This is a genomic window from Micromonospora sp. DT44 (genome assembly GCF_049841635.1).
In the GTDB taxonomy this organism is placed as follows: Bacteria; Actinomycetota; Actinomycetes; order Mycobacteriales; family Micromonosporaceae; genus Micromonospora.
The window spans coordinates 41,240-55,422 of sequence record NZ_JBNCKS010000016.1; the positions used below are offsets into that span (position 1 = coordinate 41,240).

At 71.1% G+C, this 14,183-nt stretch carries 12 protein-coding genes; 5 read left to right on the top strand and 7 right to left on the bottom strand.

Translation table 11 applies throughout. The features are described from left to right. The first annotated feature begins 184 nt into the window (after positions 1 to 184). Complete coding sequence (locus ACLQ25_RS11830) at positions 185 to 1,390, top strand: MFS transporter (RefSeq protein ID WP_425730923.1); 1,206 nt, start codon at positions 185 to 187, stop codon at positions 1,388 to 1,390. Positions 1,391 to 1,454: 64 nt separating this feature from the next. Here ACLQ25_RS11830 and ACLQ25_RS11835 read toward each other — a convergent pair whose 3' ends face one another. After that, positions 1,455 to 1,988: a flavin reductase family protein gene (locus ACLQ25_RS11835; protein WP_425730924.1), complete on the bottom strand. Its 534-nt coding sequence runs from the start codon at positions 1,986 to 1,988 to the stop codon at positions 1,455 to 1,457. Positions 1,989 to 2,316: 328 nt separating this feature from the next. On the opposite strand from ACLQ25_RS11835, the gene ACLQ25_RS11840 reads away from it, so the two are divergent. Continuing rightward, positions 2,317 to 3,351 carry an LLM class flavin-dependent oxidoreductase gene (locus ACLQ25_RS11840; RefSeq protein ID WP_425730925.1) on the top strand — a complete coding sequence of 345 codons (1,035 nt, stop codon included), beginning with the start codon at positions 2,317 to 2,319 and terminating at the stop codon, positions 3,349 to 3,351. 26 nt (positions 3,352 to 3,377) lie between these two features. Here ACLQ25_RS11840 and ACLQ25_RS11845 read toward each other — a convergent pair whose 3' ends face one another. Together ACLQ25_RS11845 and ACLQ25_RS11850 are read right to left on the bottom strand one after the other, a co-directional pair. After that, positions 3,378 to 3,875 carry a DUF4395 domain-containing protein gene (locus ACLQ25_RS11845; protein ID WP_425730926.1) on the bottom strand — a complete coding sequence of 166 codons (498 nt, stop codon included), beginning with the start codon at positions 3,873 to 3,875 and terminating at the stop codon, positions 3,378 to 3,380. 171 nt (positions 3,876 to 4,046) lie between these two features. Next, positions 4,047 to 4,979 carry an NAD-dependent epimerase/dehydratase family protein gene (locus ACLQ25_RS11850; protein WP_425730927.1) on the bottom strand — a complete coding sequence of 311 codons (933 nt, stop codon included), beginning with the start codon at positions 4,977 to 4,979 and terminating at the stop codon, positions 4,047 to 4,049. A gap of 107 nt (positions 4,980 to 5,086) precedes the next feature. Between ACLQ25_RS11850 and ACLQ25_RS11855 the strand changes: the two genes are divergently transcribed. Continuing rightward, positions 5,087 to 5,998, top strand: a complete 912-nt coding sequence (locus ACLQ25_RS11855) for a LysR family transcriptional regulator (RefSeq protein WP_425730928.1) — start codon at positions 5,087 to 5,089, stop codon at positions 5,996 to 5,998. Positions 5,999 to 6,258: 260 nt separating this feature from the next. Continuing rightward, complete coding sequence (zwf, locus tag ACLQ25_RS11860; RefSeq protein ID WP_425730929.1) at positions 6,259 to 7,752, top strand: glucose-6-phosphate dehydrogenase; 1,494 nt, start codon at positions 6,259 to 6,261, stop codon at positions 7,750 to 7,752. A gap of 177 nt (positions 7,753 to 7,929) precedes the next feature. On the opposite strand, the gene asnB is transcribed toward zwf, so the two are convergent. The 3 genes from asnB to ACLQ25_RS11875 are packed head-to-tail and all read right to left on the bottom strand — an operon-like array spanning position 7,930 to position 10,741. Then, the gene (gene asnB / locus ACLQ25_RS11865; RefSeq protein ID WP_425730930.1) at positions 7,930 to 9,789 is read right to left on the bottom strand and encodes an asparagine synthase (glutamine-hydrolyzing); all 1,860 of its coding nucleotides are present in this window, start codon (positions 9,787 to 9,789) and stop codon (positions 7,930 to 7,932) included. Next, positions 9,786 to 10,283: a hypothetical protein gene (locus ACLQ25_RS11870; protein WP_425730931.1), complete on the bottom strand. Its 498-nt coding sequence runs from the start codon at positions 10,281 to 10,283 to the stop codon at positions 9,786 to 9,788. The genes asnB and ACLQ25_RS11870 overlap by 4 nt, the downstream gene beginning before the upstream one ends. After that, positions 10,280 to 10,741 (bottom strand): anthrone oxygenase family protein, encoded by a 462-nt coding sequence (locus ACLQ25_RS11875; protein ID WP_425730932.1) that lies wholly within the window; start codon positions 10,739 to 10,741, stop codon positions 10,280 to 10,282. Before ACLQ25_RS11875 ends, ACLQ25_RS11870 begins: the two co-directional genes overlap by 4 nt. Positions 10,742 to 10,933: 192 nt before the next feature. Between ACLQ25_RS11875 and ACLQ25_RS11880 the strand changes: the two genes are divergently transcribed. Beyond that, entirely contained in the window at positions 10,934 to 12,529 is a 1,596-nt protein-coding gene (locus ACLQ25_RS11880) for an FAD-dependent monooxygenase (RefSeq protein WP_425730933.1), read from the top strand. A gap of 48 nt (positions 12,530 to 12,577) precedes the next feature. Here the strand turns inward: ACLQ25_RS11880 and ACLQ25_RS11885 are convergent, their stop codons facing one another. Then, positions 12,578 to 14,176 carry an FAD-dependent monooxygenase gene (locus tag ACLQ25_RS11885; protein ID WP_425730934.1) on the bottom strand — a complete coding sequence of 533 codons (1,599 nt, stop codon included), beginning with the start codon at positions 14,174 to 14,176 and terminating at the stop codon, positions 12,578 to 12,580. Positions 14,177 to 14,183 lie beyond the last annotated feature (7 nt).

The following is a 14,183-nucleotide window of genomic DNA, read 5'->3' on the forward strand; positions in this document are numbered from 1 at the left end:
GGGCCTTGATTGACGATTAAGGAGCTGCAAATGCGCCTCGCCATGGTCACGGTCCCCGCTTCGCCGCGAGAGCACACCGCGCACTGATCGCTCACCGCCGGAGTGACAGAGCCGGCGGTGCGGTGCTCCTCGCCGCGGAGCGGTCCTTCAGACCGTCTCCCCTTTCTTGGCTCGAGGAGCTCTTTTGCGTTCCCTTGTATCCGCGCGCCTTGGCGCGGACTTCACCAGACTCTGGACCGCCTCGGCGGTGTCCAACATCGGCGACGGCGTCACCATGGCCGCCGGCCCGCTGCTGGTCGCCTCCCTCAGTGACAGCCCGGCCCTCATCGCCGGAGCTGCCTTCGCCCAGCAACTGCCCTGGCTGCTGTTCGCCCTGATCAGCGGCGCCTACGTCGACCGGCTCGACCGGCGTCAGCTGGTCGTAGCCGTCAACCTGGTACGCGCTGTCGCCCTGGCCGGGTTGGCGGCCACCATCGCGACCGAGACCGTCACCGTGCCCATCATCTACCTGGCGCTCTTTCTCCTCGGCACCGGAGAGACCCTCGCGGACACCGCCATGGGCGCCCTGCTCCCGTCGGTGGTCGCACCCGAGAAGCTGCCCAGCGCCAACGCCCGGCTCTACGCAAGCTTCACCATCGGCAACCAGTTCATCGCCAAGCCGTTGGGCGCGTGGTTGTTCGTCATCTCCGCCGCCACACCGTTCGGCCTCGACGCGTTCACGTTCGTCGTGGCGGCGGCTCTGATAGCCGGTATCCGACCGGTTCCCGCACCGGCGCAACCCGAGCCGCAGGCCTCGTTACGCGACGAGATCGCCACCGGAGTGCGGTGGCTGTGGCGGCACCGGCTGCTGCGAACCCTCGCCGTCACCATGGGCGTGGGCAACATCGCGTTCGGTGCCGCGTTCGCGGTGTTCGTTCTCTACTGCCAGCAACGGCTGGACCTGTCCGACGTTGGTTACGGCTTCCTGCTGACCGCCTTCGCGGTCGGCGGCCTGTTTGGTACGACAGTCGCCGCCACGCTCACCCGAGCCTTCGGAAGCGCCGCGGTGCTACGTGCCGGCTTGGTGATCGAGGTCGTCACGCACGTGACCCTGGCGACCACGACGACGCCGTGGGTGGCCGCGGTCATCCTGGTCGTGTTCAGCATTCATGCCATGGTCTGGGGCATCACCGTCGCCTCAGTTCGGCAGCGGGCGGTGCCCGAACAGTTGCGCGGTCGGGTCGGCAGCGTGTACGCGCTGCTGGACCTCGGCGTAGCCGCGTTGGGCTCTCTCCTCGGCGGTCTGTTCGCCAGCGTCTGGGGTATCACCACCCCCTTCTGCATCGCCGCCGCAGTGATGACAGCGATCACCACCCTCGCTTGGCGCCGACTGAGCGAAGCAACCCGCTGACCATCCCGCCCGGCCCTGAACAGCGGTGTTCCGGTGTTCAGGGCCGGGTGCCCACTTGATGCGGTCAGGCGGCGGCGCGACGGTCCGTGTCGTCCGGTGCGTCCGCGAGACCCGCGTAGCGACCCCGGTGGTAGAGCAACGGAGAGCCAACGTCGGCATGCCGGAGCAGTTCCGGCTCGGCCAGCACGATCACGTGATCGCCGACGACCACCCGGTCGACGACCCGGCACACCAGCCAGGCCAAGGTGCCGTCGAGGATCGGCAGCCCGTTCGGCCCGGGCCGCCAGCGGGTCGGAGCGGCGAAGCGGTCGATGCCGCTCGTGGCGAAGGTCTGGGCCAGGTCCTGCTGGCCGTGGGCGAGCAGGTGCACCGCCACGTGCCGTGCCTGCGCCAGCGTCGGCCACGTGGACGAGCCGAGGTTCAGGCAGAACGAGACGATCGGCGGCGTCAGCGACACCGACGTGAACGATGTCGCGGTGAAGCCCACCGGCGGCGCGCCGGGGGCGGTGACCACCGTGACGCTGCTCGCCTGGTGGCGCAGCAGGCTGCGCAGCGCGTCGACGTCGGCGTCGGTCGGGTCGTCGGTGGACGAGGGCATGGCGTTCCTCCCGAGGGGTGAGGGCACGGAGCGCTAGGAACGGGCGGCGAGGTCAGCCGTCAGCCGCTCGAACGGGATCTTCTCGCCGGCCTCGTTGGCGACCGGCAGCCGGTGGAGGTGCCGGACGCGAGCCGGCGGGACGACAACCGGCCGACAGGGGATCGCCTGCTCAGGCCGGAACGATCGCCACACGACAGAGCTGCGCGGCGACCCGCATCAGGTCGACGACCCGGCGGGAGGTGAACAGCCGACCAAGCAGCATGGATCGATTTTCCTACCAACAAAGTAGGATTTCAAGTCCTTGGTTGAGTATCCCTGGAGGCGGACGGTGAGTGAAACACCTGTGTCGAAGCGGTCGGCGCCATTGCGAAAGCTCGGCTTCCTGACCATCGGCCTGTTCGACGAGGCCGACCCTCGCACCGGCCACGAGGCGACACTCCAGCTCATCGAGCTGGGCGAGCAACTCGGCTTCGACAGCACCTGGGTACGCCACCGCCACCTCCAGTACGGCATCTCCTCACCGATCGCCGTCCTGGCGGCGGCCTCACAGCGGACCCGGCACATCGAACTCGGCACCGCGGTCATCCCGCTCGGCTGGGAGAATCCACTCCGGCTGGCCGAGGACCTGGCCACGGTCGACATCCTCTCCGGCGGCCGCCTCAACCCCGGCGTGAGCGTGGGCCCACCGATGCACTACGACCGCGTCCGCCGTTCGCTCTACCCGGACACCGCCGACGCGGAGGATTTCAGCTACACGCGGGTACGACGGCTGCTCGGCCTCGTTCGCGGCGAGCCGGCCAGCGACGTCGAGGGCTTCGAGGGTTTCGAGCAGTTCTCCCGCCGGGTGCAACCGCACTCCCCCGGCCTGGCCGCCCGGATGTGGTACGGCGCCGGCAGCCTCAGCTCCGCTCGCTGGGCCGGCGAGCACGGCATGAACCTGCTCACCAGCAGCGTCGTCAAGGCCGAGGACTCCACCGATTTCGCCGAGATCCAGCTCTCGCACATCCGGACGTTCCGCGCCCACCACCCGGACGGCGAACGGGCCCGCGTCTCGCAAGGGCTCGTCGTCATCCCCACCGACACCGCCACCCCGACCCAACGCGCCCGCTACGAGGAGTACGCCCACCAACGCACGCCTCGAACGGCGTCACCCCAGGGTCCGGCCCGGATGATGTTCGCCCCCGACCTCGTCGGCCCGTCGGAGCTGATCGCCGAACGGCTGCTCGACAACGTCGCGTTCCGCGAGGTCGACGAGGTCGCGTTCGCCCTGCCCTTCACCTTCACGCCAGCCGACTACGCGCAGATCCTCAGCGACATGGCGACCCGCCTCGGCCCCGCGCTCGGGTGGCACCCCAGCCGCTGACTGGCGGCCGCGTGCAGGCGGGTCTCTTATCCGTTCGCCGGCACCCGGCTCCAGATGTCGTTGCACTCGGCGCAGACGGCCTCGGGGATCCATCCGATCCGAATGAGCCCCGCGAAGACCGCACAGCCCACGCAGAACGCGAACACGGATTCGAGTGTCGCCGCCACGATCACCACGCCGAGGACGAGGTATGCCGCGAGGTGCTGCCCGAACCCGAGCGCCAGCACAGCGGCGGTCAGGGCCAGCACAGCCCCGATCCCCTGGGCGAACCGCTTGGGCGGCCCGGCGACGAGCTTGGCCCGCACCGGTAGCCGCGGCGTGATCACCCGCGTGGCGAGCAGGCCGAGCGGGCTGAGTGTGGGGCCGGTGAGCACCCGCGCGACGAACCCGTACGCGATCAGCGCGCACATCCAGGGCTGGTCCAGCACGATCGTCACCGTCGACAGGATGACCACCCCACCGGCCACGAGTCGGGCGGATACCTCGTTCACGGGGTTGGGGAAGCTGAACAGCGCGCTGGCCATGGCGGAATGCTACCTACAATTCCCATAGATTGAGCAGCCTATAACTGCCGGCGGCGGCCTGACCCGAGCCGTCATTCTTTCCCAGTGCTGTCCCGGCCCGGTCCAAAGACTGCCGGGCCGGGACAGCTGAGGCATCGCACGCAAGCCATCCAGCGAGGTGCGGCGTTGATCTCAGGCAGCGCTGCGGGCGACCGCTTCCCGCACGGCGTTCAGTCCGTCCGCCTGCGTGACGATCGGGCGGTATCCGAGTTCGGCGACGGCCTTGTCGGTCCGTAGCGTGCAGGTCTGCTCGAGGAACCAGCGCGCGGGGACGGGAATCACCTTGGCCGCGGTGCCGGCGTCGATGTCGGGGATCGTGGCGTCGACTCCGTAGATCGCGAAGGTGCTCTCGAGGAAGTCGCGGAGGGCCACGCGGTGCTGATCGGTGATGAAGTAGGCCTGACCCGGCCGGCCGCGCAGCCAACCTAGGACAAGGCCCTCGACCGCGTTGTCGACGAACGTGACGTCGGTGCTCTGACGGCCACCCTCGACCCAGGCGAATTCGCCGTTGCGGGCCGAGCGCACGAGACCTTCGACGAGAGAGCTGTCGGGGCCCCAGACGAACCGCGGCCGGATCGACACCGTTGCGAAGCTCGGCGCGTTCGCGCCCAGAACCAGTGCCTCGGCTTCCGCTTTCGTCGCGCTGTACGCGGCTTCCGAGTCCGGTCGCAGGGGCGCGGTCTCGTCGATGTCGACGAGCGGCTCACCGGCCAGGAGTGCGGCTTCGCTCCCGGCGTGCACGAAGCGGGTCACCCCGGCCTGCTGAGCCGCCTGCAGGGCGGCACGCGTGCCGCCCACCGTCACCAGTTCCTGACGCTCCCGATCGGCGGTGATGTCCGTCTCCGCCGCCAGGTGGAAGAGCACCTCGCTGCCCTCGACGCCGGCGCGCCAGGTGTCGGGATCGGTCAGCTCGCCGCGCACCGGCTCGGCGTCCAGCGCGGCCACCGCGTTGGCCGCCGTCGCGCTGCGGACCAGGGCTTTGACCGCGTGTCCGTCGGCCACGAGCCGCCTGATCAGACTCCGGCCGATGAAACCGGAACCGCCTGTCACGAAGGTCTGTGCCATGTCGTTCTCCTTGGAGGTCGTGGTCCTTGCTCGATTCAGCAACCGGCAACTCGGCCTACTTCCCTCAGCACCATTTATCTTTCAACGGCCCGCGATAAGATTTCCGAATGGCAACGCTGCGTGCCCTGGAGTGTCTGGTCGCGGTCGCGGACACCGGGTCGATCACCGAGGCGGCCCGGTTGCTGCACTCCTCGCAGCCCGCGGTGTCCCAGCAGATCGCCGTGCTGGAGCGCGAGACCCGTACGCCTCTGCTGCAACGGGGGGCACGTGGCACCTCGCTCACGCCAGCCGGTCGCGCCGCCGTCGCGGACGCCCGCCGAGCGATCGACGCGGCTGCGTCAGCGATCCGCTCGGCCCGGGCCAGGGGCGAGGCGAAGGGAGGGTCGCTGCGCCTGGTCTGCGCCCAGAGCTTGACCGTGCCGCTGCTCGCGCCGGTGATCCGCGCCTGGCACCGGCACCACCCCCAGGTGGCGATCGACCTCCGCGAGGCGGTCGTGTCGGACGGCCTGTTCGGCGCCATCAACGGCGGGGATGTCGACATACTGGTGCTGGCCGGCCCGGTGGACGACCGTTTCACGTCCACGGTTCTCGGCGCGGAGGAGATCGTACTGACGGCCCCTCGTCATCATCCGCTGGGCGAGCGGGGATCGGTGCGGCTTTCCGAGCTGGACGGTGAGGAGTTGGTGCACTTCGCGCCGGAAAACGGCTTGAGTGGCTGGCTCGACCGGTCACTCGGCGCAGCCGGGATCCGCCTGAAGCCGGCACTGAGAACCGCCGTCACCTCTGCGGCACCCCAGCTGGCGGCGGCCGGACTGGGCGTCGCGATAACCCCCGTCAGCGCCGTCAGCGCGGGCTTTCCGGGCGTGGTCCGCTCCTTTTCGCCCCGCTGGACCCGGGAGCTGGTGGCGGTGACTCCGGGAGAGCCCGACCCGCTCGCGGCCCGCTTCATTGCCGACCTGCGTGCCCGCGGGGTGCGCGTGCCCCGCGATGTGAAGAGCCAACTCGAACCTGCTCAGTAACGCGCCGGGAGTCGCGGGTAACAGGAACCCTGGCCAGAGGGACTTGAGCCTCAGTCGTACGACCGCCTCCTCCGTCGACCGACCGCACCCGATCATCACCGGGTCGCCGACTCGCCGGCCGGCATGCGACGCTCAAGGTCCGCAACCAACGGGCCACGCCGGGTGGCCGCCGGACACTACCCGCCATAGCCGCACAATCCCTGGCATGACAGCACTGCATCCCCAACCCCACACCCCTTGTGCCCGGAGGAACGCAGACCATGGACCACGCATCCCCGCTCATCCAGGAGCGGAGTGCCCCGCCGGCCACGCTGGTGATCTTCGGTGCCTCCGGTGACCTGACCCGGCGCAAGCTGCTGCCCGCGGTAGAGAGCCTGGCTCGGCACGAGCGACTCCCGGACCAGTTCGCGCTCGTCGGTGTCGCGCGCACGTCAATGACCGACGAGCAGTTCGCCGAGAGCGCACTCGGCGAACATGCCGTCGCCAGCAAACGCCAACTCCAGGGCGGCGTGCGGTATGTGTCCGGCGGCTACGACGACCCGGATACCTACAAGCGGCTCGTGGAGACCCTCGACGAGCTCGACGCACAGCGGGGCACGTCCGGCAACCGGCTCTTCTACCTGTCGACCCCGGCCGGGGCCTTCGAGCCGGTGATCAACGGACTGGCCCGAGTCGGGCTCAACCAGCCACGCGAAGGCTCATTCTCCCGCCTGGTCATCGAGAAGCCGTACGGGCGAGACCTGGTCACGGCCCGCGAACTCGATGGCGTCGTGCACAGCGCATTCGACGAGCACCAGGTCTTTCGTATCGATCACTACCTGGGCAAGGACACCGTCCAGAACGTGCTGGCGCTGCGTTTCGCGAACTCGATCTTCCAGCCCATCTGGGATCGCTCCTGGGTCGACCACGTGCAGATCACCGTCGCCGAGACCCTCGGCGTCGGCAGCCGCGGCGGCTTCTACGAGGACGCCGGCGCGATGCGGGACATCGTGCAGAACCACGTGCTCCAGGTCCTCGCGCTGGCACTGATGGAGCCGCCGGCCTCATTCGAGGCTGAGGGCCTGCGCAACGAGAAGGTGAAGCTGCTGCAGGCGATCCGCCTCCCCACCGACCGGGACATCGCCGAAGCCGCGGTCCGGGGTCAGTACACCCGGGGTGGCACCCGCGAGGAGCTGATGGCCGGCTACCGCGAGGAGGCCGGCGTCGATCCCCTGTCCCGGACCGAGACCTACGCCGCCATGCGGCTCAACGTGGACAACTGGCGCTGGGCCGGGGTGCCGTTCTACGTACGCACCGGCAAGCGCCTGCCGGCCCGGCTCACCGAGGTGGCACTGCAGTTCCAACGGCCGCCGCACCTGCCGATCCCGACCGATCAGCTCACCGGCCTCGATGCTGACGCGCTGATCCTGCGGATCCAGCCGAACGAGGGCATCTCGCTGCGCTTCGGCGCCAAAGTTCCGGGCCACTCCTTCCGGGTCCGCACCGCCACCATGGAGTTCTCCTACGACCAGACGTTCGTCGAGGAGTCCCCGGAGGCGTACGAGCGGCTACTCCTGGACGCGCTGATCGGTGACGCGTCGCTGTTCATCCGCAGCGACGAGGTGCAGCAGTGCTGGAGGATCGTCGACCCGATCATCGACAACTGGGCAAAGGACGAGTCTCCGATACCCACCTACGAGGCCGCCTCCTGGGGCCCGACCGACGCCGACCGGCTCATCGGCCGAAATGGCCGCAAGTGGCGCAACTCCGCGTGACCCTGCCAGCAGAGGCGTGACCCTGCCACGAGAGGACGGACCGATCCGTCGGTCCCGGCGCGCCCGGACACCCGCGGTCAGCCGAGGGCGAGCGGCAGTGACGCGGCCAGCCCGCAGGCTGGTCGGGGCGGGCGGGCCGACCACCTCCGGGTGGTCGGCCCGCCGGCCGGACGGCCGCTACAGCCGTACCGTCACCCCGTACTCCGTCAGCCAGGTGTCGAGCTGGAGCACCATCTCCATACTGGCGCGTTCCACCCAGGCGAAGGCGCCCGACGGCGCGTTCCCCCCTGCGGACACCGCCGCCGCGGCCTCGGCGTCGAGCAGTGGCGTGACCGCCGCCGACCGGTCGGCGACCAGTTCCCGGAACCGGGCCCGGACCAGTTCCCCGTAGGCGGCGTCCTGGGTCGTCGGATAGGCGCTCTTGCGTCGGGTCAGCACCGCCTCCGGCAGCAGGTCCGCCACCGCGGCGCGGAGCAGGGACTTCTCCTGCCCGTCGACGCGCTTCAACGCCGCCGGCACGTTGTAGACGTACTCCACCAGCCGGTGGTCGCAGAACGGCGCGCGCAACTGCACCGCGCTCGCCATGCTCATCCGGTCGGCCCGGTCGAGGTGGGTGGGCGCCCACCGGGTCAGCGCGAGGTAGGTCACCTCACGCGCCCGGCGTTGATCGGCGCTCTCTCCGTCGAGGTGCGGCACCTCCCGCAGCGCATCCCGGTAGTGCTCGTCCGCGTACCCCAGGAAGTCGAGCTCCTTGCGCAGGGTGCGGTCGATGAACGAGCAGCCCAGCCCGCCGGCGGCGGCGTTGTGACCGCGTTCGAACGACACCCACGGGAAGGTGGTTGAATTGCTGTGATTCGGGTCGTAGGCCCAGAAATATCCGTTGAACACCTCGTCGGCGGTCTCCCCGGACAGCACCGCGGTCCGGCCCTGCTCGCGCAGCGACCGGAAGAACGACAGCAGCGAGACGTCCATGTCGCCCAGCGGCGACGGCACGTCCTGGCTGAGCATGGCGGCCCGGTGCACCTCCCGGTCGGCCAGCGCCGGCGTGTCCAGCAGCACCTCGGTGTGCCGGGTCCCGACGTGCTCGGCGACCAGTTGGGCGTACGGGGCGTCCGGGGTGGCCCGCATGCTCGGGTGCGGCTCGAAGGTGGCGGTGTAGCCGACGAAGTTCACCGAGTACGTCCGCAGCGGTTCCGCGCCGTCCCGGCGCGGCGAACTTGCGGCCAGTGCCGTCAGCGCACTCGAGTCGATGCCGCCGGAGAGCATGGCGTCGACGGGCACGTCGCCGGCGAGGTGGGAGTCGACCGCCTCGGTCAACAACTGCCGTACCCGGGCCACGGTGGTGGTCAGATCGTCCTCGTGCGGCCTGGCGGCCAGCGCCCAGTACCGGCGCTCCGTGGTGCCGGAGCGGTCCGTCCGCACCAGGTGGCCGGGACGCACCTCGTGGAGTCCACGGAACACCGCGGCCCCCGGCTTGCGGCCGTGTGCGAACAGCTCACGCAGCCCGTCGGTGTCCACCACCGCCTCGACCGACGGGTGCGCGAGCAGGGCCTTGGGCTCGGAACCGAACACCATCCCCACGTCGCTCTGCGTGTAGCAGAGCGGCTTGACGCCGAGACGGTCCCGGATCAGCAGCAGCCGTTCCCGGCGGACGTCCCAGACCGCGACCGCGAACATGCCCTCCAGCCGGGTCGCGAACTCCTCGCCCCACTCCAGGTAGGCCCGCAACGCGACCTCGGCATCACCGGCGCTCCGAAACTCGTGCCCCCGGCCGCGCAGTTCCTGGCGTAGTTCCCGGTGGTTGTAGACCATGCCGTCGAGCAGCAGCACCGCCTGACCCTCGGCGACCGCCGGCTGGCGCCCGCCGGCCCGGTCCACGACGGCGAGCCGCCGGTGCGCCAGCACCGCGTGCCGCGACGCCCACTCCCCGACGTCGTCGGGGCCCCGGTGCCGCACGGCGTCGGCCATGGCACGCACCGCCGGCAGCTCACCGAGCAGCTCGCGATCGAACGCCACCCAACCCGCAATCCCGCTCATTCCGTTCCCTCCTCCTCCAGCTCCACCTCGACCAGCGACAGGCCGAAGTGGTCCACGGCATGGCGTACCTCATCGAGGGTCGGTTCCCGGTCGACGCTGACGAGGATCCCCAGCCGGCGCGGCCCGTCCGCGAGGCCGTACCGACGCAGCAGCCGCCAGTACCCGTCTGCGGTCCGCTCGGCGGAGGTCACCAGCCGCAGCCGGGCCGTCCGGCGGCGACCGCGCCAGGTCACCTCGGCGGGCGTGCCGCCGGCGAAGTTGTGCCGCCACGGGCTGCCGGTGGCGACGACGAGATCGTCGCCGAGCCGGTGCAATCCGACGGGTACGTCGAAGCGGCGGCCGGTGCGGCGGCCGCGGAAGTGCAGCAGCACGAGCCGCTCCCCCACCGGCCCGGGATCCGGCCGGGACAGCAGGGCCCGCATCCGGTCGTCGGTGTCGGACTGTCCGGCACGGTCCGGGGTGGCCCGCCGCACCGCCGTCGCGCGCGTGGTCACGGCAACACCCCCGCGACGGCGGCGAGCAGGCACGCGGTCATAGCCAGTCCGGTACGGAGCAGGTGCCAGCTCCGCCACTGTCGGCGGGGGTCGTCCCACCCCGGCCCCACGTCCTCGGGCCGGGTCCGCTTGACCCGCCGGTTGATGGGCACGTTACCGCCCTGCGAGACGGCGGCGACACCTGCCATGCAGATCGCGGCCGCAACGTAGAGCGACGCCTGCCGCGCGTCGTGGGCGCGGACGGCCAGCACGACCGCGGACAGCACCGCCACCGCGGTGATCCAGGGCATCACCCGGTCGTACCGGCGGCCGAGCAGCGTGTGCGCCCACACGTACCGGTCGGCCGGCATCGCGAGCAGTGCCGGCACCACGCTGAGTGCCACCGCGAACAGCACGCCGGCGACGAGACCCGTGCCCACCAGCACGACGACGCGCAGCAGACCTGTCAGCAACTCCATTCGTCCTCCTCCTCGCCCGGCCTCCGCCGGGTCGGGAGACCGGCGATGTCCCGAACGTCTCAGGCCGGGCTCGGGCGGCACTCGGGCCGCACTCGAAGGCGACTGGACCTACCCGCCGGAATCGACCGAGCCTCGAGTCCGTCGCGATTGGCTCCGCACGCCCTACCGGTACATGACGCGAAGGAGCACCCCTTGATCGACGACGAGACGCCCGTCCTCATCGTGGGCGGCAGCATGGTGGGACTTGCCTCGGCGCTCTTCCTCGCCCACCAGGGCATCCGGCCGCTTCTCGTGGAGCGGCACGCGCAGATCTCCGCCCATCCCCGGGCACAGGCGGCCAGCCCGCGCACGATGGAACTGTTGGACGGCCTGGGCATCGGCGACGCGGTGCGCGCGGTGGAGACCCCGCACGCGCGCTACGGCGACGTGCTGCAGGCGGAGAGCCTGGCCGGGGCCGAGTTGAACCGGTTCGACGGCCCGTTCCGGCACGACACGCACGGTGTCAGCAACACCGGTTGGACCCTGGTGGGGCAGGACCGGTTGGAGCCGGTGCTGCGCCGGCACGCCGAGGAGCTGGGCGCGGACGTCCGGTTCGGCACCGAGCTGCTGGACCACCGGCAGGACGCCGACGGTGTCACGGCGCGGATCCGCCGGGTCGCGGACGGCGTCGAACGCACGGTCCGGGCGCGGTACCTGATCGCCGCGGACGGCAATCGCAGCGCCATCCGCACCGGGCTGGGGATCGGCACCCACGGTCGCGGCACCTTCGGCCGCCAGATGATCATCCTGTTCCGCGCGGACCTCGAACGGTACGTCGACGGCCGCAAGTTCTTCCTGTGCTTCGTGAGCAACCCGGTGGTGCACGGTGTGCTCGGTCAACTCGGCGCCTCGGGCACCGACCGCTGGTGCCTCGCGCCGAGCCTGCGCCCGGACGAGACCCACCTGGACTACACGCCGGAGCGGTGCCTGGACCTGGTGCGCGCCGCAGTCGGCGACCCGGCGCTGTCCGCTTCCATCGAGGACGCCTCCAGCTGGGAGATCGCCGCGCGGATGGCCGACCGGTTCACGTCCGGCCCAGTGTTCCTGGTCGGGGACGCCGCCCACGTGCTGCCGCCGACCGGCGGCTTCGGCGGCAACATGGGGATCCAGGACGCGCACAACCTGGCCTGGAAGCTCGCCCTCGTGCTGGGCGGCACCGCCGGCCCCGGCCTGTTGGACAGCTACGAGGCCGAACGGCTTCCGGTGGCGGAGTTCACCACGGAACAGGGGGTGATCCGCTACCTGCAACGCAGCGGGCTGGACCCGGAGACCGCCGCCCGGCACCAGCCGGAGGCGACCGTGCTGTTCGGACACCGGTACCGATCCCGGGCGGTGGTGGGGGCCGACGACGACCCGGGGACCGTGGAGGATCCGCGACAGGCATCGGGCCGACCCGGCACCCGGGCCACCCACCTGACCGTCCGCCACGAGGGTCGGGAGACAACCGTGGCGGAGCTGGTGAACCGGGATTTCGCGCTGCTCACGACCCCGAGCGGCCGCGCCTGGCTGGACGCGGGCGAGCAGGTCTGCGCGCGGCTCGGGCTGCCCATAGACCAGCACGTGGTCGACCCGGGCCCGGACGCGACCCTGACCGAGCCGAGCGGCACCTTCACCGAGCGGTACGGGATCGGGGCCAGCGGCGCGGTGCTCGTCCGGCCGGACGGTTTCGTGGCGTGGCGGGCGCCCGAGCTGACCGAGGACCCGGTCGCGACGCTCGCGGCGGTCTTCGACGAGGTACTCGCCCGCTGACCGGCGTCGGCCCCCTCCCGCACTCGGGAGGGGGCCGGCAGGCGCGGGTCAGACAGCCAGCACGGTCCGCAGCGCCCGCGCCAGCGCACCGACCGGGTCGACCGGGAAGTCCGGCGTCCGCCAGGCGACGAAGCCGTCCGGACGGACCAGCGAGGCGCCGCCGGGACCCGTCCCGTAACGCGCGTCGAACTGCCCACCGGGGTCGCGCAGCGTACCCGGCTCCCCGACCGTGTGGACCTCCACCGGTACGCCGAGTTCGGCCTCGACCGCCGCGGCCGCCGCCGCCCAGTCCCCGCCACCGGGCCTGGCCAGCAGGACGAAGCCACGGCCGAACAGGTCGATCGTCGAGCGCGGGCTGCCGTCCTCGTGGAGGACGACGTGCGGCGCCCGGGCACCGGGGCGTCCGGTGGGCCGCTCCGGATCCTCCAGGAGCGCACCGGCGGCGCCCTCCCCCACGAACGCGCCCGCCGGGTACCGGTAGCCGAACGTCATGGTCTCCTCGCTGACCATCTCGGCCGCGACGTCCGAGAGTTGGCTGCCCTCGCGGACGGCGAAGCGCAGCATCGCCTGCCGTACCGTCTCCTCGGCGACCGGCCGGCGCTCGGTGTCGTAGCTGGCGAGCAGCCCCGCTCCGGCCCGGCCGCGGTGGACCAGCGCCAGCTTCCAGGCCAGGTTGTAGGCGTCCTGGATGCCCGTGCTGGCGCCGAACGCCCCCGTCGGCGGCATGACGTGCGCCGCGTCGCCGGCGAAGAACACCCGCCCGTCCGACATCCGGTCGGCCACCTTGGCGGAGATGTCCCACGCGGGCATGCCGGTGTGCTCGATCCCGACGGCCAGGTCCGGGATGCCGACGGCCGCCCGGGCCAGCCGGACGCACCGCTCCTCGTCGAAGTCCTCGGCCCGCTCACCCCGATCCGGGAAGAACGAGACGTTGAAGACCCAGCGCTTCTCGTTGTCGATCGGGATGATGGTGCCGCGCACCTCGGGATTGTTGACGTACGCGGCGATGATCCGGCGGTCGCGCAACGCGGGTTCCAGGTCGGCCTGGAAGAAGAAGCTGACCAGGTTGGTGATCGTGCCACGGCCGTGGTGCCCGACGCCGAGCAGCTCACGCATCGGGCTCCGGCTCCCGTCCGCGGCGACGACGTACTCGGCGAGGACCTGCCGGCTGACGCCGGTGCCCCGGTCGACCAGCGTGACCAGCACGCCGCCGTCGACCTCGGCGAGGGCGGTCACCTCGGTGTGGAACCTGACATCCGCGCCGACCTCGACGGCCCGCCGACGCAGGATGGGCTCCAGCTGGTTCTGGTCGATCAGCGTCCAGCCCGTCGGGCTGATCCGGTCGATGGCCGCCGGGGAGGCGTTCGGCATCCGTACCCGCTCGCGTCCGGCCAGTGTCTCGACATGCACCAGGTCGGTGTTGCCGGAGATCGGGGACCGGCCGGCGCGGACGGCCGCCTCCATGTCGACGGCGCGGTACAGCTCCATGGTCCGCGGGTTGATGGCCCGGGCCTTGGGGTGGGTGGAGGTGTCGGGGTGTCGTTCGACCAGGGTCGGGGTGACCCCGTGCCAGGCCAGGAACACGGCGGCCGACAGGCCGGCCAGCCCGCCGCCGACGATGAGCACAGGTACTTTCTCGTCGTACACTTCTGTC

Excerpts from the sequence above, each read along its gene's own strand:
- zwf (WP_425730929.1), top strand. The coding sequence starts at position 6,259 with ATGGACCACGCATCCCCGCTCATCCAGGAGCGGAGTGCCCCGCCGGCC.
- ACLQ25_RS11875 (WP_425730932.1), bottom strand. The coding sequence starts at position 10,741 with ATGGAGTTGCTGACAGGTCTGCTGCGCGTCGTCGTGCTGGTGGGCACG.
- ACLQ25_RS11850 (WP_425730927.1), bottom strand. The coding sequence starts at position 4,979 with ATGGCACAGACCTTCGTGACAGGCGGTTCCGGTTTCATCGGCCGGAGT.
- asnB (WP_425730930.1), bottom strand. The coding sequence starts at position 9,789 with ATGAGCGGGATTGCGGGTTGGGTGGCGTTCGATCGCGAGCTGCTCGGT.
- ACLQ25_RS11855 (WP_425730928.1), top strand. The coding sequence starts at position 5,087 with ATGGCAACGCTGCGTGCCCTGGAGTGTCTGGTCGCGGTCGCGGACACC.
- ACLQ25_RS11845 (WP_425730926.1), bottom strand. The coding sequence starts at position 3,875 with ATGGCCAGCGCGCTGTTCAGCTTCCCCAACCCCGTGAACGAGGTATCC.
- ACLQ25_RS11835 (WP_425730924.1), bottom strand. The coding sequence starts at position 1,988 with ATGCCCTCGTCCACCGACGACCCGACCGACGCCGACGTCGACGCGCTG.